General features: G+C 62.6%; 23 protein-coding genes. 7 read left to right on the forward strand and 16 right to left on the reverse strand.

What is annotated here, in order from left to right:
• The first annotated feature begins 23 nt into the window (after positions 1-23).
• Positions 24-656, forward strand: a complete 633-nt coding sequence (locus SAB01S_RS01790) for a glutathione S-transferase family protein (RefSeq protein WP_009823797.1) — start codon at positions 24-26, stop codon at positions 654-656.
• A 4-nt stretch (positions 657-660) separates the two neighbouring features.
• Here SAB01S_RS01790 and SAB01S_RS01795 read toward each other — a convergent pair whose 3' ends face one another.
• The 4 genes from SAB01S_RS01795 to SAB01S_RS01810 form a co-directional block, all read right to left on the reverse strand.
• On the reverse strand, positions 661-1,443 hold the full coding sequence (locus SAB01S_RS01795) for a hypothetical protein (protein ID WP_062731424.1): 783 nt from the start codon (positions 1,441-1,443) through the stop codon (positions 661-663).
• A gap of 34 nt (positions 1,444-1,477) precedes the next feature.
• Positions 1,478-2,320, reverse strand: coding sequence for a dehydrogenase/reductase SDR family member 1 (locus SAB01S_RS01800; RefSeq protein WP_062731425.1), 843 nt, complete (start codon positions 2,318-2,320; stop codon positions 1,478-1,480).
• An 80-nt stretch (positions 2,321-2,400) separates the two neighbouring features.
• Positions 2,401-3,774, reverse strand: coding sequence for a phosphotransferase (locus SAB01S_RS01805; protein ID WP_062731426.1), 1,374 nt, complete (start codon positions 3,772-3,774; stop codon positions 2,401-2,403).
• Positions 3,771-4,163, reverse strand: coding sequence for a nuclear transport factor 2 family protein (locus SAB01S_RS01810; RefSeq protein WP_062731427.1), 393 nt, complete (start codon positions 4,161-4,163; stop codon positions 3,771-3,773). Before SAB01S_RS01810 ends, SAB01S_RS01805 begins: the two co-directional genes overlap by 4 nt.
• Before the next feature lie 161 nt (positions 4,164-4,324).
• Between SAB01S_RS01810 and SAB01S_RS01815 the strand changes: the two genes are divergently transcribed.
• Genes SAB01S_RS01815 through SAB01S_RS01825 form a run of 3 tightly spaced genes read left to right on the forward strand, consistent with a single transcriptional unit; the run spans position 4,325 to position 5,877 of the window.
• Positions 4,325-5,026 (forward strand): hypothetical protein, encoded by a 702-nt coding sequence (locus SAB01S_RS01815; protein ID WP_062731428.1) that lies wholly within the window; start codon positions 4,325-4,327, stop codon positions 5,024-5,026.
• Entirely contained in the window at positions 5,026-5,607 is a 582-nt protein-coding gene (locus tag SAB01S_RS01820) for a cytochrome c oxidase subunit 3 (RefSeq protein WP_062731429.1), read from the forward strand. The genes SAB01S_RS01815 and SAB01S_RS01820 overlap by 1 nt, the downstream gene beginning before the upstream one ends.
• 12 nt (positions 5,608-5,619) lie before the next feature.
• Entirely contained in the window at positions 5,620-5,877 is a 258-nt protein-coding gene (locus SAB01S_RS01825) for a cytochrome C oxidase subunit IV family protein (RefSeq protein ID WP_017183047.1), read from the forward strand.
• A gap of 5 nt (positions 5,878-5,882) precedes the next feature.
• Here the strand turns inward: SAB01S_RS01825 and SAB01S_RS01830 are convergent, their stop codons facing one another.
• The 5 genes from SAB01S_RS01830 to SAB01S_RS01850 all read right to left on the reverse strand — a co-directional run bounded on the left by SAB01S_RS01830 (position 5,883) and on the right by SAB01S_RS01850 (position 9,696).
• A complete protein-coding gene (locus SAB01S_RS01830; RefSeq protein ID WP_009823805.1) occupies positions 5,883-6,323 on the reverse strand; it encodes a nuclear transport factor 2 family protein in 441 nt (146 codons plus the stop codon).
• Positions 6,324-6,363: 40 nt separating this feature from the next.
• On the reverse strand, positions 6,364-7,170 hold the full coding sequence (locus SAB01S_RS01835) for an SDR family NAD(P)-dependent oxidoreductase (RefSeq protein WP_062731430.1): 807 nt from the start codon (positions 7,168-7,170) through the stop codon (positions 6,364-6,366).
• 71 nt (positions 7,171-7,241) lie between these two features.
• Positions 7,242-8,294 (reverse strand): class I SAM-dependent methyltransferase, encoded by a 1,053-nt coding sequence (locus SAB01S_RS01840; protein ID WP_062731431.1) that lies wholly within the window; start codon positions 8,292-8,294, stop codon positions 7,242-7,244.
• The gene (locus tag SAB01S_RS01845) at positions 8,287-9,309 is read right to left on the reverse strand and encodes an LLM class flavin-dependent oxidoreductase (protein WP_037543856.1); all 1,023 of its coding nucleotides are present in this window, start codon (positions 9,307-9,309) and stop codon (positions 8,287-8,289) included. Before SAB01S_RS01845 ends, SAB01S_RS01840 begins: the two co-directional genes overlap by 8 nt.
• Before the next feature lie 12 nt (positions 9,310-9,321).
• Positions 9,322-9,696, reverse strand: coding sequence for a limonene-1,2-epoxide hydrolase family protein (locus SAB01S_RS01850; RefSeq protein ID WP_228227151.1), 375 nt, complete (start codon positions 9,694-9,696; stop codon positions 9,322-9,324).
• 219 nt (positions 9,697-9,915) lie between these two features.
• Here SAB01S_RS01850 and SAB01S_RS01855 point away from each other — a divergent pair, with 219 nt between their 5' ends.
• Genes SAB01S_RS01855 through SAB01S_RS01865 form a run of 3 tightly spaced genes read left to right on the forward strand, consistent with a single transcriptional unit; the run spans position 9,916 to position 13,797 of the window.
• Positions 9,916-11,292 carry a hypothetical protein gene (locus SAB01S_RS01855; protein WP_062731432.1) on the forward strand — a complete coding sequence of 459 codons (1,377 nt, stop codon included), beginning with the start codon at positions 9,916-9,918 and terminating at the stop codon, positions 11,290-11,292.
• A gap of 16 nt (positions 11,293-11,308) precedes the next feature.
• Entirely contained in the window at positions 11,309-12,721 is a 1,413-nt protein-coding gene (locus SAB01S_RS01860) for an acyl-CoA reductase (protein WP_062731433.1), read from the forward strand.
• Positions 12,718-13,797 carry an aldo/keto reductase gene (locus tag SAB01S_RS01865; RefSeq protein ID WP_062731434.1) on the forward strand — a complete coding sequence of 360 codons (1,080 nt, stop codon included), beginning with the start codon at positions 12,718-12,720 and terminating at the stop codon, positions 13,795-13,797. The genes SAB01S_RS01860 and SAB01S_RS01865 overlap by 4 nt, the downstream gene beginning before the upstream one ends.
• Here the strand turns inward: SAB01S_RS01865 and SAB01S_RS01870 are convergent, their stop codons facing one another.
• From SAB01S_RS01870 to SAB01S_RS01900, 7 genes are all read right to left on the reverse strand, one after another.
• Entirely contained in the window at positions 13,798-15,510 is a 1,713-nt protein-coding gene (locus SAB01S_RS01870; RefSeq protein WP_062731435.1) for an N-acyl-D-amino-acid deacylase family protein, read from the reverse strand.
• A gap of 15 nt (positions 15,511-15,525) precedes the next feature.
• Entirely contained in the window at positions 15,526-16,983 is a 1,458-nt protein-coding gene (locus tag SAB01S_RS01875) for an acyl-CoA reductase (protein WP_062731436.1), read from the reverse strand.
• Between the two features lie 8 nt (positions 16,984-16,991).
• The gene (locus SAB01S_RS01880; RefSeq protein ID WP_062731437.1) at positions 16,992-18,407 is read right to left on the reverse strand and encodes a long-chain-fatty-acid--protein ligase; all 1,416 of its coding nucleotides are present in this window, start codon (positions 18,405-18,407) and stop codon (positions 16,992-16,994) included.
• 157 nt (positions 18,408-18,564) lie between these two features.
• Positions 18,565-19,452, reverse strand: coding sequence for a helix-turn-helix domain-containing protein (locus tag SAB01S_RS01885; RefSeq protein ID WP_062731438.1), 888 nt, complete (start codon positions 19,450-19,452; stop codon positions 18,565-18,567).
• An 84-nt stretch (positions 19,453-19,536) separates the two neighbouring features.
• On the reverse strand, positions 19,537-20,820 hold the full coding sequence (locus SAB01S_RS01890) for a spinster family MFS transporter (protein ID WP_062731439.1): 1,284 nt from the start codon (positions 20,818-20,820) through the stop codon (positions 19,537-19,539).
• A gap of 378 nt (positions 20,821-21,198) precedes the next feature.
• Entirely contained in the window at positions 21,199-21,477 is a 279-nt protein-coding gene (locus SAB01S_RS01895; RefSeq protein ID WP_439646642.1) for a hypothetical protein, read from the reverse strand.
• 135 nt (positions 21,478-21,612) lie between these two features.
• A complete protein-coding gene (locus SAB01S_RS01900) occupies positions 21,613-24,045 on the reverse strand; it encodes a TonB-dependent receptor (RefSeq protein ID WP_062731440.1) in 2,433 nt (810 codons plus the stop codon).
• Positions 24,046-24,110: the final 65 nt, after the last annotated feature.

Raw genomic sequence — 24,110 nt, forward strand, 5'->3', positions numbered from 1 at the left:
GCTCCTCAAGCGGAGAGCCCTTTATGAGCGTCACCATCTTTCAACTCGACCGGTCCCGCTCTGAACGTGCGGTCTGGTTGATGGAGGAAGTGGAGTGCCCCTATGACATTCGCTTCTTTGCGCGGCTGGAAATGCTCGCGGCGGAGCCGGCCTACAAGGCTTTGCATCCGCTGGGTTCTTCGCCAGTGATCGAGGCCGACGGACAACGCATCGCCGAAAGCGGGGCGGTCATGGACTATCTCGCCACGACGCAGGGGAACGGTGCGCTCCGCGCCAATCCCGGCGACTCCGACTATGCTGACTATCTTTTCTGGTTCCATTTCGCCGAATCCTCCCTGATGCCCGCGCTGGTGACGGAGATCATGGCAGAACGGGCAGGCATCGCGCAGGATCATCCCTCCCGCGTCGCAGGTCGGGCTCATTCGGCGCGCCTGCTGAAACTTGTCGACGACCGGCTGACGCATGCCCCCTATATGGCGGGCGACCGGTTCACGGCGGCCGACATCATGATGACCTTTCCATTCACCACCACGCGATTGTTCATGTCCGTCGACGTGGAAGGGCATAAGAACATCGCGGCCTATGTCGGGCGGATGACGGCGCGTCCGGCCTATTGCCGGATGCGCGCCATTGTCGACCATCCCCCGATCACCTGACGGATCAGCGCATCGCCAGCTTTTCCGCGCCGCCCGTGCGTACCCGATCTCCCATATGCGCACGGGCACGCTCCTCCTCCGCCAGGCCAACGGCGGTCGGATGCTGGACATCGTCCTTGGTAAGGCGGGGTGTCGCAGGATCCCATTGAGTGATGCGTATCCCATCAGGCTGGAGCAGGCCGTTGGTCGCCAGCAGGGTGTCGGCGCCTCGCCACGCTTCCAGGGCCGCCGCCGGATCGTTGATCCTGTAGATCGCGACATAGCGATGGTCGGGCGTCATCGGGATCATCTGGCCAAAGGTGCGAAAGGTCAGGAAAGCAGCCGATTTGACGCCGGGTCGAACGGCCGCTTCACGAAAATAGTTTTCCGCATAAAATCGTCTGAAATGGTCGTCGCTGTCCGCAGGCGGGTTCAGTTCCTCCAGGATGACGCCGCCGGAATGCCCGACGTCCGGATCATTGTCCTGAAAGAGCAGCGGATAATAATGAAAGTCATAGAGCAGGCTGTCATCAATGGCGTCCGATACCTGCATCCGCGACGTCAGCGCATTGTCCAGATGTTCGCGACTGAAGCGCACCGGATCGAATACGTCGTAGAGGGCGAGATATTGCCAGTCGAAGCCTTCGGGCGGACAGGGTTGCTCCCCGGCAAGCCGGAAACGCTGTGCCGTGACCGATCCCCGGAAACGCAGCGCATCGCGAATATGGATGTTGCTGTACCAATCCTCCATATCGGCCTCCCGGCCCGGAACGGCTTTGGTCAGCACGACCAGCACGGCATCGATCATCGCTTTTGCCTTTCCTCTCCTGATTTCCGTTCTCTCAGCCCTGCCGGACGGGCGGCGCGAAAGGCGTCGGCGCCCCCATCGTCGCCCGATAGGACAGGGGCTGCTTCCCGTCCGTATCCCTGATGCCGTACCGCTCCCCCAGTTCCGCGCCGATCAGCGCCTGGCCCGACAGGGCGGCAAGGTCCGGATCCTGCGCCAGGCGATCGAGGACCAGGCCCGAAAATTCCGGCGTTTCCCAATGGGGCATGGCGGCGCGCAGGTCTTCGGGGATCATGTCGGGCGGCATGGCCTTCACCGCGTCGGTCAGGATGAAGCCCGGCCAGAAAGACACGACGGATACGCCGTGCGGCGCAAGATCGACCGCCATGTCGGCGGTCATCTTGTCCGTTCCCGCCTTGGCCGCGCCATAAGCCGGCCCGTGGAAATAGGATACCGCGCCATAGAAGGAAATGCTGGCGATCAGCCCCCTGCCCGCCGCCACCATCAACGGCGCCGCATGATAGGCCGCGACATAGCTGGAGCGCAGGCCGATGGTGATCATGTCCGCCAACCTGAGCGGCTTTTCCCAGAAGCCGCCCGGCGCGACCAGGTCGAGGCCGTAAACGGCGGCGGCATTGTTGACGAGCAGGTCCAGCCTGCCATCCGTCCGCTCGGCGAGTTGCGCGAACGCTCTTTCGACCGCATCATCATCCCGGTGATCGCACAACAGCGGGATGCCCTTGCCGCCCGACCGTTCGATTTCTTCCACCACCGCGTCAAGCTGCGCCTGGTCGCGTCCGGTGATCGCCACCACATGACCGCGCGAAGCCAGACCCCGCGCCATGCCGCGCCCCAGCCCGCGCGTCGCGCCTGTCACCAGCACTATCTTTTCGCTCATATCCTGCTCCTTTCCTCAATATTGATGTGGCCACGAGGGACGGGGCCTGACCTGTCCAATGGCAGAGGCGCGACCGCCCTTCAGTCGGAGCGCGTCGCCGGCAGGACGACATGGCGCGCCGCCTCGCCCAGCGCGGTGGGTCCGAACAGTTGCAGCCGCCGCCCCTCGATGGTCGCGAGCAGCGCGATGAGCGCGGCGTCCTCCTCCGGTCCCGCTTCGAGGATATACGCTTCCAGCGCCTCGGCGGCGTCAGCCCAGCGGTCGAAGCGGCGGCCAAGAAGCGCGGACACATCGGCGATGTTGCGCGCGACCATGTCCGCCCCATGATCGTCGGCGCGCTGTACCCATTCGATCAGTTCGGCGACCTGCGCCTTGTGCGTCTCCGCCGCCTCCCCCGTCACCGGCAACGCGCCGAGCGTATCGACCAGTTTGGCCAGAAGCGGCGCATTGTCGCCCGTGCGCTGTTCCAGCGGCGGCAGTTCGGGCAACGCATCGCCGGTCAGGTGCGAGAGCGCCAGCAAGATGGAACGGCGCAGCGCAAGATCGAACATCAGATAGACCGAATGCGGATCGCCGGGGGATGGCTTGCCGACCGTCCCTGTGAACTGCATCGTGCCGAGCAGTGAGAATTGCAGCACATGGAAAACCACCGCGTCATGATCGACCGGCTCGCCCGTCGCTTCCTCATAATAGCGGACCAGTTCCGGCAGCGGCGCACCCAGCGGCTCATAGCTGTTGCGCATCCCCATGGTGGCGATGTCGACCAGCGGATCGCCGATCATCGAAAATTCGAAATCGTAGAGCTTGGTCATCGCCCCCTGATCGACCAGATATTGGCCCGAATCGAACTGGATGAAGCTGGCGCGATCGCGGTGCCGCGGTACATTGCGGCGCAGCCAGCCCATGACGAATTCCAGCAACGGCTCGGGTCGACTCTTCGTCCGCCGATAATGCGGCATATAGGCATCCAGACCGACCAGCGCGATCGCCTCTGCGCCCTCGGGCCGATGCACGCCAGCGGCCATAAAGGGTTCGACCGGCAACCGGTGCATCGCGGCGACGGCCTGCATATAAACGCGGCCGATAGCGCTTTTCGTCGCGGCATCGAGCGCCGAGAAATCGCGCGTCCCTTCGATCGCCTCCATCACGATGCAGGGCGGATCGGCGAGATAGCCGTAAATCTCCGGCACCGGAAGCCCCTGGCCGTGCAGCACGGCGATAACATCCGCCTCGCGCTTGAGGTCGGGGAAGATCGATACGTCGCCGCCCCGGTCGCCGCGCAGGTGCAGGCGGCGGACCGTCCCTTCCCTTTCGACGTCGATGAACCAGGACGGGCGCCAGCGGACGAGGCGTTCAAGCCCGACGACCTTGCCGCCGGTCAGTTGCTCGACAAAGGCGGTGATTCGGCCGACCCCGGCATCGTCATAATTGTTGAGCGGCGCGGCAGTCGTCACTGCCCGCTCTCCCCGGCGGAAAAGGCCTCGGCCACGGCGCGGGTGTCCATATATTCCTTGCCGGATACGATCTGCCCGTCCCGGATGATCAGCAGATTATGATAGTCGTTGCGATAGACCCGGTCCGGAAAGACCATCTCGCCCCGGACTTCCACAGCCACCCGATCCCCTTCAGCGGTGATCGCGATCACCTCGGCCGTGCGCTTCTGCGCGCTCAGCAGTCCGCCCTTCACGCTGGCGATGAAGTCGGCCCGGCTCATGTCGCCGTGACCCAATATCCACCACTGGCAATCGGGATGCTGAAGCGCTTCGATCGTCTCGACATCGCCCTCTTCCACGGCCCGCATATAGCGGTGGGCCACTGCCTTGTTCGCCTCGATATCGCTCATCACTCTCTCCGATGCTTCTATGCCGAATTCGCCGACGGTCGTGGCGGACTATTGCCCTTGTGCAGGCGCAACCGCCGTCAGGAACCCTATCCATGGGCGGGTGGCCCTGGCGCGATCGCTCCACAATCTCGCTCGTACAAGAAAGTGGAGGGGGAGAGCGCATGACGACCAAGAGCATGACGATGAAGCTATGTACCTATATGGGCGCAATAGCCGGGACGATGATGTTCGTTGGCATATGGCCGGTCGCGCACATGTTCCCGCCGCTCGACCCGTACATGCCCGCAGCAGAGGTCGCAGCCTATTATCGCAGCCACCAGATCGGCATATTGGCGGGCGCCATCCTGATCGCCTCTTCTTCCGTGCTGTTTTTCCCCTTCCTCGCCGCGATCGCCACCTTCATGAAGAAGATCGAAGGGCCGATTGCGCCCTTGACCTGGGCCTTCGTGATGGTCGTGGCCTTCGGCTTTGTCACCCTATTCTTCGCCGGGTTGATCTTCACGGCGGCCGCCTATCGGCTCGACCGGCCGGACGCCGTCGTCAGCACGCTGAGCGATATCGCCTTTCTGCTGTTCGTCATGCCGGCCGTACCTGCCTTCGTACAGAATCTGCTGACCGGCTTCGTCATTCTGGGCGATCGCCGCGCGCAACCCATCCTGCCGCGCTGGCTGGGCTATATGAACCTGTGGACCGGCGTGCTGCTGCTGCCCGGACTTGCGATCGGCCTGTTCAAGACCGGTCCCTTCGCGTGGAATGGCGCCCTGGCCTTCTGGCTGCCTGCGGTCGTGTTCGGCATCTGGTTCAACCTTATGATTGTCGCCATGCTCGGCGCGATCAAGCGCGACGCGCTGGGTGGCGAATAATGGCGGCGTCGCAAGCGGTTGCCTCGTCTCCGCGCGGCCATGTGCCGGGCGAGGAAGGCGTATGGGTGTTCATCGGCGGCGACCTCATCGTCTTTGCCGTCTTCTTCGTCACCTATGCGCTCGCCCGGCAGCAGGAACTGGCGCTATTCGAAAGTGCGCAGGCGCTGCTCGACCGGCGCCTTGGCCTGCTCAACACGCTGCTGCTGCTGACCAGCAGCCTGTTCGTCGCGCAGGCCGTCGCGGCGGTCCGCCGGGGCGACGACAGGGCGCGCCGGTTGCTGCTAGGCGCGATCCTGCTCGGCAGCGGCTTCGTCATCGTCAAGGCGTTCGAATATTCGGCCAAGATCGCGCAAGGCTTCACGCTCAACAGCAACAGTTTTTCGATTTATTATTATATGTTTACCGGCATCCATCTGGTGCATGTGCTGATCGGGCTAGGCGTGCTGTGCTTCACCTTGTCGCGCTTCGACCGGGCCGGCCGGAGGCAGGGGGGCGTCGCCCTGATCGAGGGAAGCGGCGCCTTCTGGCATCTGGTGGACCTGCTCTGGATCATCCTCTTCGCGCTCCTCTACCTGCTCTAGGAAAGCTGTTTCATGGCCATGATCTGGCGTAGCCGCATCACATGGGTCTGGGCGATGCTGATCGCCGCAACCTTTCTGTCATTCGAAACGATGGCGTTGGGCAATGCCTTTCTGCTTCGCTCCGTGATCCTCGTCATCGCCTTCACGAAAGTTCTGCTCGTCGGCCGCGAGTTCATGGAGTTGCGGCACGCGCCGCGCTGGCTGCTCTGGGGATTCCAGAGCTGGGCGATCCTGACCTGCCTGGTCCTGATCGCCCTGTTCCGCACCTGACGCGATCAGACCGGCACTTCCGTCCCGCCTGCCGCGGCTTCGTCAATGCCCATCTTGCGCGTGAGGTCAGCCATATCGAGATATTCGCGCCAACGCGAAATCAGCCCGGCGTCGTCAAACTCATAGATGGCGACCATCTGGTGCGGACAGGGCCGTCCCATGATGATGGCGGTATCCGACCGCTCCTGCATCACCATCCGGTCGTTGGAGAGGATGTTCACCTCATTGCACTTGTTGTTCGTGGCGAAGGCCATTTGCCGCTCGATCTCAGCGCGCAATGCCGTCTTGCCCTTCACCACGGGACCGCCGGGAACCCAGAGCTGCCATTCGGCGTCCTCCGCCATCATCGACAGGATCTTCTCGACATCGGGCCTGCTGGCATCGCTGCCGTCGCCCCAGGCATCGCAAAATTCCCCGACCTTCCGTTCCAGTTCCACGCTCATCATCCTCTCCTTTTTCTGATTTCATCCTGCCTTATTTTGCCGTTCATCCGGGGGACAAGGCCCGCGTGACGCTGATGAACGGCACGGTGCAGCTCTGACCGCCATCCACCGGATACAACATGCCGTTGACGTAGCGGGATTCGTCGGACGCGAGGAACAGCGCCATGGCGGCAATGTCTTCCGGCTCGCCAATAAATGGCGTGTTGAGCACCTCCAGAAACAGCCGATCCATCTCGGGCGTGGACCATTGCATCTTTGCCGGCGTCTGCGTTGGACCGGGTAAGATCGCATTGCTGCGGATGCTCCGCTTGCCATAGGTGGCGGCGATCGCCTGCACGAACCAGTTGAGCGCAGCTTTGGACGATCCATAGCTATAGGCTGTGATATCCCCGCCCATGGAACTGCCCGATGAGGTGGAGATGATCGACCCTGCGCCGCGCTCCAGCATGTGCGGAATGGCGAGCTTGCTCGCCAGAACGGCGCCCAATACATTCACTCTCAGATTGGCGAGGAAGATGTCGGGATCGAAGGCCAGGAAATCCATGTCGCGCATGGCGTGGTCCTGATTGACGTATAGCGCATTGTTGAACAGCACGTCGATGCGGCCGAAGTCGGCGATCGTCTGGCTGACCATCTTCTCCAGATCGGCCTGTTCGCCGACATCGACGGTCATCGCACGCGCCGATCCGCCGGCGTCGACAACGGCCTGCGCGGTCATCTCGGCGGCTTCGGCGCGAATGTCCGCGACGATCACCGTCGCGCCTTCCCGCGCGAACATCAGCGCGCTGGCGCGTCCGATGCCGCTCCCGCTGCCGGTGATGATGCAGATTTTGTCGGCAAGGCGGGTCATGTGGCGTCCTCTCCCTTATGATTCATTGGCTCTTTGGCGATCCCGCCGCTTCGATAAGCGCCCTTCGCGCTTCAAACCGTCTTCCGGATCGACAGGATCAGGATAAAGGCACGGCTGCGCTGAGGATCGGCCTCGACACGGGTCGCGACCCGCTGCACCAGACTGGCCAACAACGCGTCCCGGTCGCGGGACGCATCGACCCGCGTCAGGAAGTTGGGGCCGTTGGCCGCACCCATCATGGCTGCCCACAGCCGCCCCAGTTCGGCCGCATCGCCGGATAGCTGATAAGCATCCCAATAGGGATCAGGGGACGGGATCGCGGCGAGATGCTCCAGTTCCAGTTCGGGCACCAGGCCGGCATCGAAAGGCGCTTGTATCTGATCGGGCGAACGCCCCGCGGAGGGCGCCGTCATCCTTAGCGTCTCCTCGGCGTTGAGCAGGCCTTCGCCTTCCATGTCGACGATCGACTGCCAGAAATTTCCGGCCATCCATTCGAAGCCGTGGCTGTCGGGTCCCCTGCCCATGAACTGACAGATCAGGCGTCCTCCCGGCCGCAATTCGACAGCGCGCGCCTTCAGGAAGGCCAGCCAATCCTCCGCCAGCACGGCCTCGACGGCGGCACGCGCCTGCGCGGACCGACTGAAGATCGCCCAGCCATGATCCGCGACATCGACCGGATTGCGGCTCATCCAGTGCAGCGCGTTGGAGGACCAGCCCAGGTCGACGCTGCCGGGCGGCAATATCGCATCGAAATAGGATCGGCCGATCACGGATGGAAAGACGCCCTGTCGGCCATTCAGATAGCTGGCCGGATCCCGGTCCAGCAGGCCGAACAGCGAGGTGAAATCGTTCGAGGGCAGATCCGTATGCACGACCTGCACCGGCCGCTGCGCGTCGTGCGCGCGAACCAGATCGATAGCTGTCGCCATCGGCGCCATCGAATTGCGTCCTTGCGACGCGCCATAATCGACAATGGTGACGGGACCGACAGAACCGTCCCCAATGGCCCGCGCCGCTGCCTCCAGCAGGGGAAGCGCGGATTGCAGATTGGCCTGTTGCAGACCCGAATGGCGGTTGTAGAGCCCGTCCCCCGCCATGGCCGCGACAGCGGCGGGATCAGCCATAAAATGTCTCCGCGATGCGCTGCGTGTAGATCGCGCTTTTTTCGGGCGACAGGCCATAATGAGGGATCACCGGCGTAATCGCGTCGGCCAGGGCGGCGCGCCGGGCAACCCGGCTGCGCACCTCATCAACCGTTCCAACCACGGCGATGCTCTCCACCATTTCGTCGGAGCAGGCCGCCGCCATACCCGCCATGTCGCCCTGCGCGAAGGCGGCCTGGATCGCCGATGCCTCGCGGCCGAAACCGATTTCCTCGAAATAGCGCAGATATTGGGGTGACTGGCTGTAATAGGCCACGGTCCCCCGACAATCTTCGATCGCTTCGCGCCTGTCATCCGAAATCGCCGTGAATATCGAGATGTTGAGCGAGAAGTCCTTGCGCGCCCGCCTGGCCCGATCCAGCCCGGCCTTGATTTGAGCGGCCACTTCCCGCTCGATCCAGGCATCGTTCCACAGTGGGTGCCCGAGCAGCCCGTCGGCGATTTCCGCCGCCTGTGCGCAGGCCTTCTGAAACACCGCCGGCAGAACGATGGGAATGTCGCCGCGCACCGGCTTGTGCAGCAGGCGGAAGTGCGAAAGGTCGAGACGATGATAGTCGCCCGCCAGTTCGGTGAGTTCGCCCGTATGCCCGCGTGCGACGATGGCGCGGATCATGCCCACGATCTCACGCATATGGGCGAGCGGCTTGCCATAGGCGCTGCCGAACGATCCCTCGATCTGGCTCTGCGCGCTGGATCCCAGTCCCAGCACCACCCGGCCGTTGCTGATGAGGTCCAGGTCGATGGCGCTGCAGGCGGTTTCCAGCGGACTGCGCACGAACGCCAGCGCGATGCCGGTCCCCAGCTTGATGCGCTGCGTAGCCGGGGCGACGGTAGCCAGCGTCGTAAAGGGCGCGCCGAACATCTGGGGCGCCCACACGCCTTCCACGCCCGCCGCTTCGTAGCTCTGTGCCAGCGCCGACAGATCGGCGCCCGGCATCGGGACGATCTGCGCCCAGACAGCCTTGCGATCGGTCATCCCCATCCCCCTTTAAAAGCCGCTTGTGTCGAAATAGTCACGCCAGGCGACGATATGGGACCCATCCATTTCCAGCGCACCCATCAGCCGCAGCGAGAGCATTTCCTGCCCATCCGGTCCGTAGAAAATATCGCTGCGCTCGGTCAGGACCACGTTGCCAGCGGCCGCCGCATGATGGACCACGACCTCGCAGCGTTCGAAAGGAATCCGGCCCAAAAAGCCCGCGACGAACTGCCTCGCCTGATCGATCCCGACAGTCGTCGCCACGCCGACATTTTCCCAACGCGTATCCGCCGTAAACCGGCGCTCCATGGCGGACAGCATGTCGTCGCGCGAGCCGCTGCTTTCCCGAAAAAACGCCAATGCTTCGTCCAGTGGACCGGGCATGTCACCCCCTGCTCCTGTGTTGCGCGGGCATCATGGCGCGAGGCGGCCCCCTTCTGCCCTGCCGAAAGATAGCCATTGGATTTTGATGGAGGCTTCGGCACGCCATCGGGCGGAAAGGTCATGCTGAGAATAGTATGTCCTCCCCATAACAGTGAATCGAGCGGCCAAATATCGGACGTCGCCTATACTTCCCGGCAAAGCTGAGAGGAGTTTTCACTGATGAGCGCCGTTGACGAATTGATCGCCCTTGCCCGGTCGCCCGATCCGTTCCGTAACGCCCCGGACAATCTGGCCGACCTGCAACTGGAAGCGGCGCGCGAGCGCTTCGCTGAGCGCCGCCAGCAGATCAGGGTGCTCGACAAGCGGGCGAAGGAAGCTGGCATCGGCAGGATCGACAGCCTGGCCGATCTCGTCCCGCTCCTGTTCGCCCACACCAATTATAAGAGCTATCCCGAAGCGTTCGTCGACAATGGCCAGTGGAAGCATATGAACATGTGGCTCGGTACGCTGAGCAGCCATGCCACCGACAATATCGACGTTGCGGACGTGCGCGACATCGACGAATGGCTGGATCGCGCCAGGGCGGCGGGCCACCATGTCTTCGCGTCGAGCGGGACGTCGGGCAAATCCTCTTTCCTAAATCAGTCGACGCAGGACCGCGACCTGTCGCTCGCCGCCTGTCTGGCCGCGGCCGACCTGTCGACACCGGCCTATGCCCCCGATCATGGCCGCTCGGTCTTCACCATGATGCCGCCGCGCGGCACCCATAAGATGATCGAATTCTGCAACGTCCATTTCCCGCGCTGGGCCGCGCCCGGCGAATTTCATCGCCTGAGCGACTGTCCGATGCGCGCCTTCGACGCCATGCGCCCCGCGCAGCTGCGCCGCCTGCTGGCGGCCGGCAAGGTCGGTCCCGGTGAGATCGCCGCCTACGAGGCGGAGATCGAGGCCCGTCAGCAGGCGCGCGCCGGCGAGTTCGACGCCTGGATGGACCTGCTTGTCAGCCGCCGGGATCGCCCGCTCTATATCGGCGTCATGTATGGCGTCGCCTGGCAGATCGTGCAGGCTCTGCGCGCACGCGGGATCGAGGATGGCGATTTCCATCCCGACACGCTGATGAGCTTTGGCGGAGGCACCAAGGGGGCAGCGGTCCCAGCCGACTATAAGGAACAGATTATGGGCTTTTTCGGCGTCACGCCGGACCGCATCACCAGTTCCTATGCCATGGTCGAAATGAGCGGCTTCTGCGCCAAGATCCAGCCGACCGAATCCTATGCAGTGCCGCCATGGATCATCCCCCTCATCCTCGACAAGCCTGGCGAAACGCTGCTGGGCACGACCAAGGATACGGGCCGGGTGGAAGGCCGCATGGCGTTCTTCGACATATTGGCGGACGGCCGGTGGGGCGGCATCATTTCCGGCGACAAGGTGCAGGTGGAATTCGGCTCCGGCCTGGAAGGCGTGAAGACGCCGGTTGTCCATGCCATCGCCCGCTACGCCGATCTGGAGGCGGGCGAGGACAAGCTTAGTTGCGCCGGATCGATCGATTCCTACGTGCGCGGATCGATCACCGCGCCCCAGCCGGTCGCGGCCTGAACGACAGGAGGCAGACATGCTGCATGAAATCATCGCTGATAATGATCGGCTGCTCGTTCCCCATGTGATAAAGGGTGTGGTTCAACTCGACGCCGCCGTGGAGCATCGTTCGCGGGCCAGCGGCTCGACGGTCATGACCCCGTCGATCGATCTGGACTCGCTGATCTGGCAACGCAGCCAGCCCGGTCCCGCCTTCGACACGCAGCTTGCGGAGATCGTGGATTTCCTCGTCGAGGTCGGCAAGGCGCTCGATTTCGACCGGAATATCCATCTTCAGGAGGCCGCGGCCTATAATCTGCGCTGTAACAGCCTGGGCGCGCGCATTCTCGAGAATTGCTACCGCGACATCGCCTGGTTCTTCACCCGCGACGCGGTCGAGGCGGAGGCCGAACAGTCGCTGGGATCGCTTGACCTGCTGGATGGATGGGCGCGACGCGACATTCAGGGCACGGCCTTCGACATCCGCGCCTTCCCGCCGCGTATGGTGCATATTCTGGCCGGCAACGCCCCGATCGTGCCGCCGGTCACGATCGTCCGAGGGGCGATCAGCAAGGGCGTCCACCTGCTGAAAATGCCGTCCAACGACATGTTCACGGCGACCGCCCTGCTGCGGACGATGGCGGATGTCGGCCCCAACCATCCGGTGACGCGGTCCTTTTCCGCCGCTTACTGGCGCGGCGGCGATGCCAGCATCGAAAATCACATCCTGCGCTCGCAATATTTCGACAAGCTCGCCGTCTGGGGCGGCGAGGCGGCGGTGCGCCATGCCATGCAATATGCCGCGCCGGGCTTCGAGATCATGTCCTTCGATCCGAAGGTGTCCATCTCGCTGATCGGTCGCGAAGCCTTTGACGGCGTCCCCCTCGCGACCGTCGCCGAAAGAAGCGCGGCCGACATCATCGCCTTCAACCAGGATGCGTGCAGTTGCGCCCGCTTCCAGTTCATCGAGGGATCGGACGATCAGGTCGACCGCTATTGCGAAGCGCTGGTGGAGGCGATGGGCCAGGACATCCGCTATGGCGCGGGGTCCGACGGCCCGCTGCCGCCCGCCATGCTGATCAAGGAACTGAACATGCTGGGCAATCTGGAGCCCATCTATCGCCTGTTCGGGCGGCCCGACGGCCGGGGCATGGTCATCCGCTCCAGCGAACCGGTGTCGTTCAATCCGGGCGGCAAGCTCGTCAATGTCGTCACCGTCGATCGGCTTGCGGACGCGATCCAGCATGTCACCGTCGCGACCCAGTCGGTCGGCGTCTATCCCCCCTCCCGCATTGCCGAGGTGCGCGACGGGCTTGCCTCGGCGGGCGCCCAGCGCATCGTCGGCCTCGGCAACATCAACACCGGAAAATTCGGCGGCCTGCCGCACGATGGGGGATGGCCCGTGCACAAGATGATGCACTGGGTCGTCACGGAAGCAGCGAAAGATTGAACCAGATCATGACACAGACGACTATTCAGGCGCTGTCGCTCGACAGCTATCGCCTGCTCGGCCGCTCGGGCCTGCGCGTTTCTCCGCTGGCGCTCGGAACCATGACCTTTGGCGAGGAATGGGGCGCTGACGAGCAGGAATCCCGCCGTATCTTCGACAGCTATGTCGACCAGGGCGGCAACTTCATCGACACGGCTGGCTATTATGCCGACGGCGCGTCGGAGATATTGACGGGCAAGTTCGCGGAGGCGAAGCGCGAACGGCTGGTTCTTTCCACCAAATATTCGCTGACCCGCTCAGTCGGCGATCCCAATGCCGCTGGTAACAGCCGCCGAAACATGGTGCAGACGGTGGAAACGAGCCTCAAGCGGCTGAAGACGGATCGGATCGACCTGTTCTTCCTGCATGTCTGGGACGATATGACGCCTGCGGACGAGATTTTGCGCGCGTTCGACGACTTGGTGAGGCAGGGCAAAATCCTCTATCTTGGCCTGTCGGACACTCCCGCCTGGCAGATGGCCCGGTTGCAGACCATGGCGGAATTGCGGGGCTGGAGCCAGTTGGTGGCTTTGCAATCCGAATATAATCTGGTGGAGCGCACGGCCGAGCGTGACCTTATCCCCGCCGCCAAGGCGCTGGGTATCGGCGTCATGCCCTGGTCGCCGCTGGCGAGCGGCATGTTGTCGGGCAAATATGCGACGGGCGGCAGCGCGCATGTGGGCGAAACGGGCGGTCGCGGCTTCCTGCTCGAAGCGGGGGGCCGCGTCGATGCGCGCGTTGTGACCATCGCGGACGCGGTTAAGGCCGTCGCCGACGAGATGGGCGTCACCTCGGCGCAAGTGGCGATCGCCTGGACCCTGGCCAATCCAGCGGTCATATCGCCGCTGGTAGGCGCGCGGACGATGCGGCAATATACGGACAATGTCGCGGCGCTTGGCGTCACGCTGGAGCCCGCGCAACTGGAACGGCTGGATGCGGTGAGCCGCACGCCGCTCGGCTTTCCGCATGATTTCCTTGCCTCACCCTTCATCCGCCATGGACTGACGGGCGGAACGAGTATCCGGCTGCGCGCCTGATCAGGCGGCGCGGATCAGCCTTCCGGGACGCGCGCCGGTGTCGGCGCCGTCCCGCCGGGTGATGACCCCGCTGACCATCGTGGCGCGATAGCCGGTGGCGGGCTGCGCCAGGCGACGCCCGCCGCCGGGCAGGTCATGCACGATATGGGGGGCATGCAGGCGCAGCGCACCATGATCGATCAGGTTGATGTCGGCCTTCAGCCCCGGTTTCAGCCGCCCCCGATCGCGCAGTCCCAGGAAGTCGGCATTGTCGGCGCTCAGCGCCTTCACCGCGGCCGGGATCGTCAGCTGCTCGCCGGCGCGATCGCGGGTCCAGTAGGCCAGCATCGTCGTCGGATAGCTTGCATCGCAAATGATGCCATAATGCGCGCCCCCGTCACCCAGTCCCACGATGCTGTAGGGATCGCGCATCATGGCAAGGGCGGGATCGAGCGACTTTTCCGCATAGTTGGAAAAGGGCATCAGGATCAGCGCATGCCCGTCCTGCTCCAGCATCAGGTCATAGACCAGCTCGACCGGACTGACACCGCGCTGTGTGGCCAGCGCGGCGATGCTCTGCTCGGGCGACGGCTCATAGTCCGGCTCGGCACCGAGAGGATAGATATTGTCCCATGTGCGCAGCAAGCGGTGCAGCGGCGTCGGCGTCTCGTCCGGCTCCTCCGCGATCAGTCGCGCGCGGAAAGCGGGATCGCGCATGATGGCGACCTTTCCCGCCAACTGCCTGTCGGCGATCGCGCGATAGCTCGCACAATGGCTGAACGCGTTGGCCGATGTCGACAGGCCGCACATCGCGCCCATAGGCCGGGGGAAAACCTGCGCCAGCACCGCCGCCGCACCGCTGCGATTATGTTCGGCCAGCGCATCCATGGTCCGCCGCCAGCCCTGCGGATCGGTCGACCATTGGGCCAGCGAATAGGTCAGCGGACGCCCCGAGGCGCTGGTCATGCGCTTCATCAGGTCAAGATCGCTGGCCCAGTCGGCGGTATCGAGATTGGGGATCATCTGCAGCACGCCGCGCCCGGCATCCCCGACCGATCGGGCGATCGCCACCAGTTCGTCGCTGTCCGCCTGGAAGGAGGGGATGAAGGCGCCGTCGCCGCGCCGATGCACCAGCGATCGTGATGTGGCGAAGCCGAGCGCGCCGGCCGCCATCCCTTCCGCCACTAGATCCGCCATCCGCGCGACATCTGCCGCGGTCGCCGGCTCGCGGTCCAGCCCGCGCTGGCCCATTGCATAGACGCGCAGAGGCGAATGGGGAATATAGGCGCCGACATCGGCGTCCCAAGCGCGCGCTTCCAAGGATTTCAGATAGTCCGGGAAGCTTTCCCAGTTCCAGGGCAGCCCCTTGGCCATCACCGCTTCAGGAATGTCCTCCACCCCCTCCATGACATTGACCAGCGCCTCGCGGTCCTCCGGCCGACACGGGGCGAAGCCGACCCCGCAATTGCCGATGACGACAGTGGTGACGCCATGGTCGGCGGACGGCACCAGACTGTCAGACCAGGTGACCTGCCCGTCATAATGGGTATGGACATCGACGAAGCCGGGCGTGACGAGCAGGTCGCGGGCGTCGATCTCCTCGCGACCCCGTACGACATCGGCACCGATCGCCGCGATCCGGCCATCCACGATGGCGATATCCGCCTCGAACGGATCGCCGCCGCATCCGTCGACGATCGTTCCGCCCCGGATCACCAGATCAGCTTCCACCATGTCCTTGGCTCCCCTTCAGCCTGCGAGCGCGGCCAGCATCTCGCCCGATGCCTGTTCTTCGGTCACCCATTTCAGCATGCGGCGCACCGGCTCGATCGCGTCCTGCCGTTCCATATTATGCTGCATCGTCGCCGCACCGCCCAGCGACACGATCCGCTGCGCGCCTTGGAAGGCGAGGCGGTCGCGCAGCTCGTCCTTGAGGCTTTCGGGAAAGATGCCAATCGTCTGGGTATAGGCGTTGACCGCGCTGACGGCCGTTTCCCGGCTGTCGATCGGCACGATATTGCCCACCCGGCAGGCGAGCGTGCGGGAGAAATCGACCGGATATTCTTCCTGGCTGACGATGACCGCGCCTTCGTTGGTGCGGCCGCCGAAGATGCGATAGTCCTCGTCATTGAGGCGGATGCCGTCGATCTCGGCCTTGAGCGCGCCGTCGAAAGCCTTGTGCGGCGTGCTCAGATGATCGGGCAGGCGCTGGAGCGCGTCGAAGGTCATCTGCCCCAATCGGTTGGCCCGCTCCAGCCCGACGTCGTCCGTGCCGCATTCGACATAGATGACGCGCGCGGACACGCAGCCTTCCTGATTCTGCGCGCCGATGTCGAGCGCCAGACGGCGCGCCACCTGCCCCAGCGTCGCGTCATCGGCGAAGGCCTCGCGACCGATGATCGTTCCCGACAGCTTGGGATCCTGAGTAATAAGGTCGATCCCTGGTTGCAGATAGCGGGTGATATGCTTGACCGAATCGAACCCGCCCCAAGCGACGATCTTTTCGACCCCGCGCGGATCGTAGATCGCCGATTCCACCTGATCGTCGCCGCCCTTCCAATAGGCGACGGAGACATGTTTCGACAGCGGATGGTCGGGGTCCATCTCGAGCATGGTTCGCACCAACGCGGCGGCCGTCAGCGGATCGTTGGACGGCAGCTTGATGATCGCGTCGGACCGGGTCAGCGCATTGCGGATCACAGTCAGGATCGACACGATCGGCGCATTGCCGGCAATGACGTGCACGGTCCGCGCACCGAAGGCGCGCGTGCGGGCGGTGAGACCCGGAAATCTGCCAGCCCCCTGATCCACCCAGCCTTCCAGATAGTCGATGCCGCAGGAGCGTTCCATCATCCGCCGCATTTCGGTGCGATCGAAGGCCGCGCCGATATACTGGAAATGGACGCGCAATATACTCTCGGACAGGCCGGAGGTCTGACAGGACAGGCGAAATGCCTCCTGCAAATGCCGGTTCTGGCCGAAATCGAGCCGCTGCCCCAGGGCGACGAGGAAATCGAGTATCTCGTCAAAGCTCAGCGCATAGAGGTCGGCCATGGCCGAAGGGGTGCGCAGCGGCAGGCGCGCCACATGTTTGGCAATGTCAGGCGCCGAGAAACTAACGCCGCCTCGGCGGCCGCCATAGTCGACCTCGGCATCATCGATAATCTGGCCCCGGATGATCAGGGGCACGCGGAATGGATCGGTCATGGCTCTACTCACATCGACAGTTCGGCAAGAAATTCGAGGGCGCGGTCATGCGCTTCGGGGGCACCGGCGCACACGATGCGGTCGTCGCCGCCTTCCTGCTCGCTGTAGCGGCGCACCGGCGGAATGACGTACGGCCCGGCGCGGCCGCAGGCGCAGGGCTTTTCCCAGCCGGCCAGCGTGATCTCGTCCCCCGTCACCAGCCCAGCCCAATAGGTGTTGGGCATCAGGTCGAACGAGGCATAGCGGCCGGTCAGGCCATCCTTGCGCGGCAGGGGCTTTCCGGTCGCCGGATCGAGCAGGAACGGGATCTGGATGGGTGGGACGTGATAATGGCCATGCTCGCACATCATCGACAGACCCATCTGCTCTGATGTGGCGTACATTTCATAGATGGTGTCGAAACCCAGAAATTCGATCACGCGCTCGCGCCAGTCGTCGGGCAGTTCCTTGCCCTTCTTGCCGCCGCCGGTCAGCAACACGCTGCCCTTGCCGAAGACGTTCTTGAGACCGCGTTTCAGCCCCTCCTCCGCCCAGTCGTAGAGGATGGCCCACATCGCCGTCACATAGACGTCGCGTCCACCGAAGCGCCGCTGCGCCTCGCTGAAGAAATGCTTGAGGTCGTCGGGCCGGCGGCGCTCCAGTTCCAGCAGCGCCTCCCGCCGTTCCAGCAGGACCGGCGGAATGTCGATCATGCCGGCCTCGCCCCGCGCCTCCGCCGCGCGCAGGCGGCCGCCCAGCGAGGCGATGTCTGCACTGAACCGGGCGTCGGGATAGAGGAACAGGGTATTTTCCTCACCCTTGGCATAGAGATCGACCTGGATGCCGTTGCCGCGCTGCATCGCGGCAGCGCCGTAGCGATAGCCCGGAATGATGATCGGCATCCCGTCCTTCACGATGTCCGGACCCCGGTCCGGCCACCAGTCGCGGATGATGACCCCCGAATGGACGATGGTTTCACGCCACTGTTTCTTGGTGCGAGGGACGAAGCTCAGCTTGCCGGTGGTGCCGGACGTATGCTGGACGGTCAGGTCGGTTTCCGCGTCGAGCAGGTCGATCCAGTCGTCGATCGTCTCGATACCGCTGGCATCGACGTGGGAAATGTCGCTGGTCGTCAGGCCCGCGAGCCATTTGGTCAGCTTGTCGAAACGGCTCCGTTCCAGATAGCTGATCGGATAGGATTTGTAGACGGTGTGCGGAAACAGAAGCGGCGCCAAATCGTCGATCGTTTCGATCGCGTCGATGCCCTGCTCGCGCGCCAGCTTGTCCAGCACGGACAGGCCGGGCCGCAATTCGGCAAAGCGCTTGCGAGCGCCGTCCAGATGCAGCCGGTCGATCTCCTCGCAACTGAGCGTGAAGGCTTGCGCATAGGGCGCATCGTGGAAACTGGTGGGATCGGCGATCAGTCGATCGAGATAGCTGCTCATAAGAAAATCCGTCCTTCTTGATGGGACGGATTGTGGCGGGGGCGAGGCGTTCCCCGCAATGCCGATGCCTACAGCCGGAACGCCCAAACATCGTCAGGCGGACATGAAGCGCGATGCTTCACATCATATCGGATCGGCGATCCAACGCAGAACTGGTTCAGCGCAATGCGCCACGCTCTTCGCGAAATTCGCGGGGGGTCATGCCGGTCGCCTTCCGGAACGCCGCCGAGAAAGCGGCAGCGCTCTGGAAGCCGCATTTGCCGGCGATTACCTTGATCATCGCCTCGTCGCGGACAAGCAGGTCTTGCGCACGCGCGATCCGGCGGCTGGCGATATAGTCGGTCAAAGTGATGCCAGTGGTGGCCCGGAAAGTCCGGATCAAGTGACGCGGGCTGGTGCGGATTTCGGCGGCCAGATCGGCCACCGAAAGCATTTCGGCCAGATCGGCCTCTATTTTATCCTTGATGCGACGCAAGCGCCAGCCGGGCATCTGCCCATGTGCGCTGCGGTCATCATATTGGGCTTGGCGAAAATGCCGGCACAGTTCGACGACGAGCATCAACGCCATGCTTTCGAGCAATATATCCTGTCCAAAGCCCGGATTGCGCAATTCCTCCACCAGCCGGGCAAGGCCCTGACGCACCCGACCGATCTGAACATCCTGACATGCCGCCAGATCGGCGACGCTGTCATCCTCGAATAATTGCATCGCCCGGTCGTTTTCAAATGTCAGGCACAGCAGGCTGTGCTCGCCCGGTTCACTCAGGGTCGCAAATGCGCCACCCTTGGGCAGAAAGACGACATCGCCTGGCGGGTCTGCCAGTTCGCGTTCGCTGTTGAAGAAACGAGCAGTGGGGCAGCGCGGGCCGATGGAAAAATCCAGATAGTAGGAATCAGGTTGAAAAACCGATCGGCTGCTCTGGGTCCATCCGAAGTGACGGATATCGGCGAAAATGCCATTCGTGTGGAACCGCCGTTCCACATGGAAATGCGACGCAGTGTGCGGGGCACAAAGCGGCAGACCAAGATCGGCTTCATGTCGCATCCTCAACCTCCTCGCCATCGATCAAATATTGGCTCGATCCTAAAGCGCAGGATCATTATTTCCCTGTAGATCGCGAATGGCAAGTCAGTGCCGATCATGATCGTGCACGTCCGAGACTACCCATCGGCTCGCCAATGCAAACAGACCGGCGGCCAGTATGAAGAAGCAGGATCCCAGGCTGAGCGACAGGCGCAGCCCCTGCGCGCTTGCCGCCTCACAGGCCGCGACTGCCCGCTTGGCACACTCGGCAAGGCTGATGCCTGCCGACACCCGCGCGCTTTCCCCCAATATGTCGCTGGCAAGACCGATCAGCGGCGGACCCAATCCATAGCCTAATATGGAACTTGTGGCGATAATCACGGCGGAGGCCATGGCGCGCATATGCGGGGGCGCCACGTCCTGTCCGTGCGCATACATGGCAGGCATATAGAAATGCTGCCCCATGGATCCGAGCACCATCAACGCCACCGCAAGGCCAACCGTCGGAATCTGAAACGCGAAGGCATATAGCGCCCCACACCAGAGCAATCCGAAGGAAGGCAACCAGGCCTTGATTCGCGGGTAGCGACGCGCGCCCAGATCCATCATCGGGCCGCCCAGCAGCGTGAAGACGATGCCGACGCCACCGATCACCAACCCCATCAGTGCCGAAGCATTGGCCAGGGACAGACCATGTCCGCGCATGAGGAAGGATACCATATATTGTTGATTGGCATAGCTGCCGATCCCGGCGACGCCCCCCGCGACGGCCACCAGGGCGAAGCTGCGCCGGGCCAGCAGCTGGCGGCCGGTGTCGATGAAAGACGCAGTATGGTGCGGTCGGGGCTCGCTCCGCAGCGGTTCCGGTACGGTGGCGCGGAACAGTAGAGCCATGACGATGCCTGCCATCCCGCAGATGAGGAAAGCCGTGCGCCACTCATAAGCGGCGATCAGAGCGCCCCCGCCCACCGCTGCGACGATGGCGCCGAAGGGACCAGCGACCGCGAAGATGGCGATGGCGGTCGTTCGACGTTGCGCGGGGAATGCATCGGAGATCAAAGAATGCGAGGCCGGCGTGCATCCCGCTTCGCCAATGCTGACGGCGGCGCGCCCGACGAGCATCTGGACGAAATTGGCCGCAATTCCGCAAAAGGCCGTCATTGCACTCCACAATGTCAGCGAAATGGCGATGATCCCGACACGGCGGCCGCGGTCAGCCGCGCGCGCGATCGGGAAACTGAAGACCGTGTAGAGTATGGCGAAGGCGGGTCCGCCAATCAGGCCAAGCTGAAAATCGCTGAGATGGAGATCGACCTTGATCATTTCCTGGGCGACCGAGAAGAGCAGTCGATCAATATAATTGAGGCAATTGAGTAGAAACAGCGCCACAATTGTCCACGATAACAGTGATCGCCTGCCGGCGGAAAGCGATGCGTTTTCCGCTATCGGTTGCGGACCTGCATCCACTATTGACGGATTGCGCATCACTCATCCTATTTCATCTTTATCGACTGTAATGAAGGTTATGCCAACACCGCACCCTATGCCTCCGCCACGACTATCGCCGGGACGACAGATGTCGCGCCGGAGACATATTCCTTCCTATATGGCTCCCCGTCGATTCCCCGGATATTGCGCAACAAACACAGGCAAAGGGGGGGGATTTACGATGATCGCAGTCCGCGCGCCCGCCATGTCGATCTGCGGGCCGCCGCTTGGCAAAGTCGCGCCACGCAGGACCGCATCATGATCCAGTCGATCGGCATCTTACAGGCAGCGACGCCGTTTCCCGCCATATCGCTTCCCGCAATATTCGCCCAGATCGCGCATATCCTTCGCCGCTGCCGCAGCCTGGTGTTGCTCGCAGGGAAATTCCTTTTCACGCGCCTCGACGCGCTCGCACAATTCTTCGATATCGCATCGTGAAAGAATGTTCTTTTCACGCAAATAGCAGACCAGGCTTTGCAATATGATCAAAGCCTTGTCGCCACTGTCCACCGATTGACTGATATCCATTTTTCGACCCTGGACCTTGAAATACGGCATAACTGCTCGTTTCTTGACCGGGCAGTTATGCAGCAGATCAGCGATGGAACTCCTGACGAAAGATAGGATCGTTCACACAGGCCGGATCGGATCCATGAGTGAAGTGGACGAAGCCACATCACCCATGCCCCTATGTCAGAAGCGATAGGAAACCGTTGCGCCCCATGTGCGCGGCGCTGCGGTAAAGCCGATCGCGGTGCCGAAGGTGCCATAACCGTTGAATATGGCGTTATAATATTTTGCCTGCGTCAGGTTGCGCCCCCAAAGGGTGAACTCCATTCCGCCGTCGAGCTTGAAATTCAGGCTTCCGTTCAGCACGCCATAGGCCTTGAGCCGACTGAAGCTGTTCTGCGTATCGATGAAGCTGATAGCCGCCGCACGCTCCGCCGCATCGTTCACACCATCGTTGAGCGCCGGTGTCGTCAAATCCGCAGTGGCATAGTCCTGGTAAACGGCAGAAGTGTAGGCATAGTCGGCATGCAGCGCAATTTCGCCGCCTTTGACCGGGAAACGCTGCGTCGCGCCGATGTTCCAGGTCCAGCGCGGCGCGCGCGGAACGACCTCACCGCTACGATCTACCGTACCGCCCAGGCCCGCCGCAGTGAATGATCCCGCAGCATATTTCGCCTTAAGCCAGGACAAGGCGCCGCTCAATTCCAAGCCCTGCCACGGAATGAGCGTACCTTCAAATTCAAGGCCATAGGCCTTCACATCGCCTGCATTCTGAACGAACTGGGTCAGATTAGCGCCAACCAGGGCATTGACGACATTCTGGGCGCCGTTGCGCCAAATGTAGAATCCAGCAAAATTAGTTCGCAGATGCCGATCGAAAAAGTCGCCCTTGAAGCCGATCTCGGCATCCTTCACCTTTTCCGGCGCAAAGGAACTCGCATCGGGCGGGGTCGGACGCGAATTGAGACCGCCGGCCAGTGCGGCGCCACCCGTCTTTGCATAGATGAGCTTGCCGTCTCCCAGTTCGTAGTCGATGCTGGCAAGCCAGGCGGGATAATCAAATTTGGCCGTCACAGGATCCGTGCAATCCGAACCGGGGGCGACCAGATTTGCATTAGCACCCACGGCGCATAGCCCCGTAGCGGGCAACGTGATCAGTCGGCCGTTGGAGAGGAACGAACCGGAAAAGCCCGGAATTCCTCCGATATAGCCCATGCGGTTGATCGAACGCTTGTCCCAGGTATAGCGGAATCCGCCGGTCACGCGCAGCCGTTCGGTCAGGCTGTAGTTGACTTGGGCGAACAAGGCTTTCGATTCCGACTTGTATGTGGCCAGGTTGGTATTGGCCGGGGCCAGGTTGAAACCGAAGTCGGTATCCTGGAAGACGAGCGACTGGGACTGCTCATCGCCCGTTTCCTTGAAATAGAAACCGCCGAAAATGAACTCCAGCTTCCCCAGGTTACCGGAGAATTGCAGTTCCTCGCTACGCTGCTTTTGCGAATAGTCGCTCGCATAAGATGCGATCTTGGCGGGCGTGCCGTCAAGATCGGTACCATCCCCGGTATCCGCCTCGCGATAGGCCGTTATCGATTTGATCTTAACGTCGCCCAGATCATATTCGATGGTCGCACGGACACCCCACGTCTTGTTATAATTATATGGCGTATCGATGTTGGCGTTGCCCGTGTCGGGATCATTATATGTTCTGTAAAAGCGGCTCTTGCTCTGAAGGAAGCTGGCGATGTCGAATTGACCGGAATATAGTGCGAGCGCCGGTCCGGTCGGGTTGATACCGCGCAGAGCGACGTTATTGTATGTATCCTTGATATTGGCATAGTCGGCCGACAGGGACACAGTCATCGGGATCGCGGACGGCTCCCAGTTCAGCGTGGCACGGCCCGCGATATCGTGATCGATACGGGCCGCATCGACCCCTCTTATCGGATTGTCGCCAAAACCCTTGCCCCTCTCGCCATAGCGGCCAGCCAGGCGCAAGGACAATTCATCGCCCGAAATCGGCAAGGTCAGCGCGGATTCGATGGACCAGCTTTCATAGTTACCGATACGTCCGGTTACATAGCCGCCGAAATTTCCGTCCGGCTGCACAGTTGTCATGTTGAGGGCGCCACCCGTCGTGTTGCGTCCGAACAAGGTTCCTTGGGTTCCGCGCAAGACCTCGACCGAAGCCAGATCGAGAAGTCCGAGATTCCCGGCGATAGGTCGCCCATAATAGACGCCATCGACATAGATGCCGACCGCAGGATCGGAAAATGAGTTAGGGCTGTTCTGCGCATTGCCACGGATGGCGAGATATATGAGCGATGCGTTGCCGGTGCCACCGGATTGCACCGACAAACCCGGCGCCGCCCGGCCCACATCCGCCACTTCGACAATCTGCCGTTCAAGCAGCGCAGTCGGATCGAGCGCCGTGACGGCAACGGGAACCGTCTGAAGATTTTCCGACGTGCGGCGAGCTGTCACGATGATGTCGCGCACGCCGCTATTGTCATCACCGCTCGCACTTTGCTCGACCGCTTCTGCCGCGTGGCTTACGCCTGCACCACCGACACCCAATACCGTGCCGGCCATCAGGATTGCGCGGAATATTTTAACCATTTCATCCCCTCCACTATTAATATTATTCAATAACGGAATTTAATTACCATATTTATTTTTATTTT

Source organism: Sphingobium abikonense NBRC 16140 (assembly GCF_001598335.1).
Lineage (GTDB): Bacteria > Pseudomonadota > Alphaproteobacteria > Sphingomonadales > Sphingomonadaceae > Sphingobium > Sphingobium abikonense.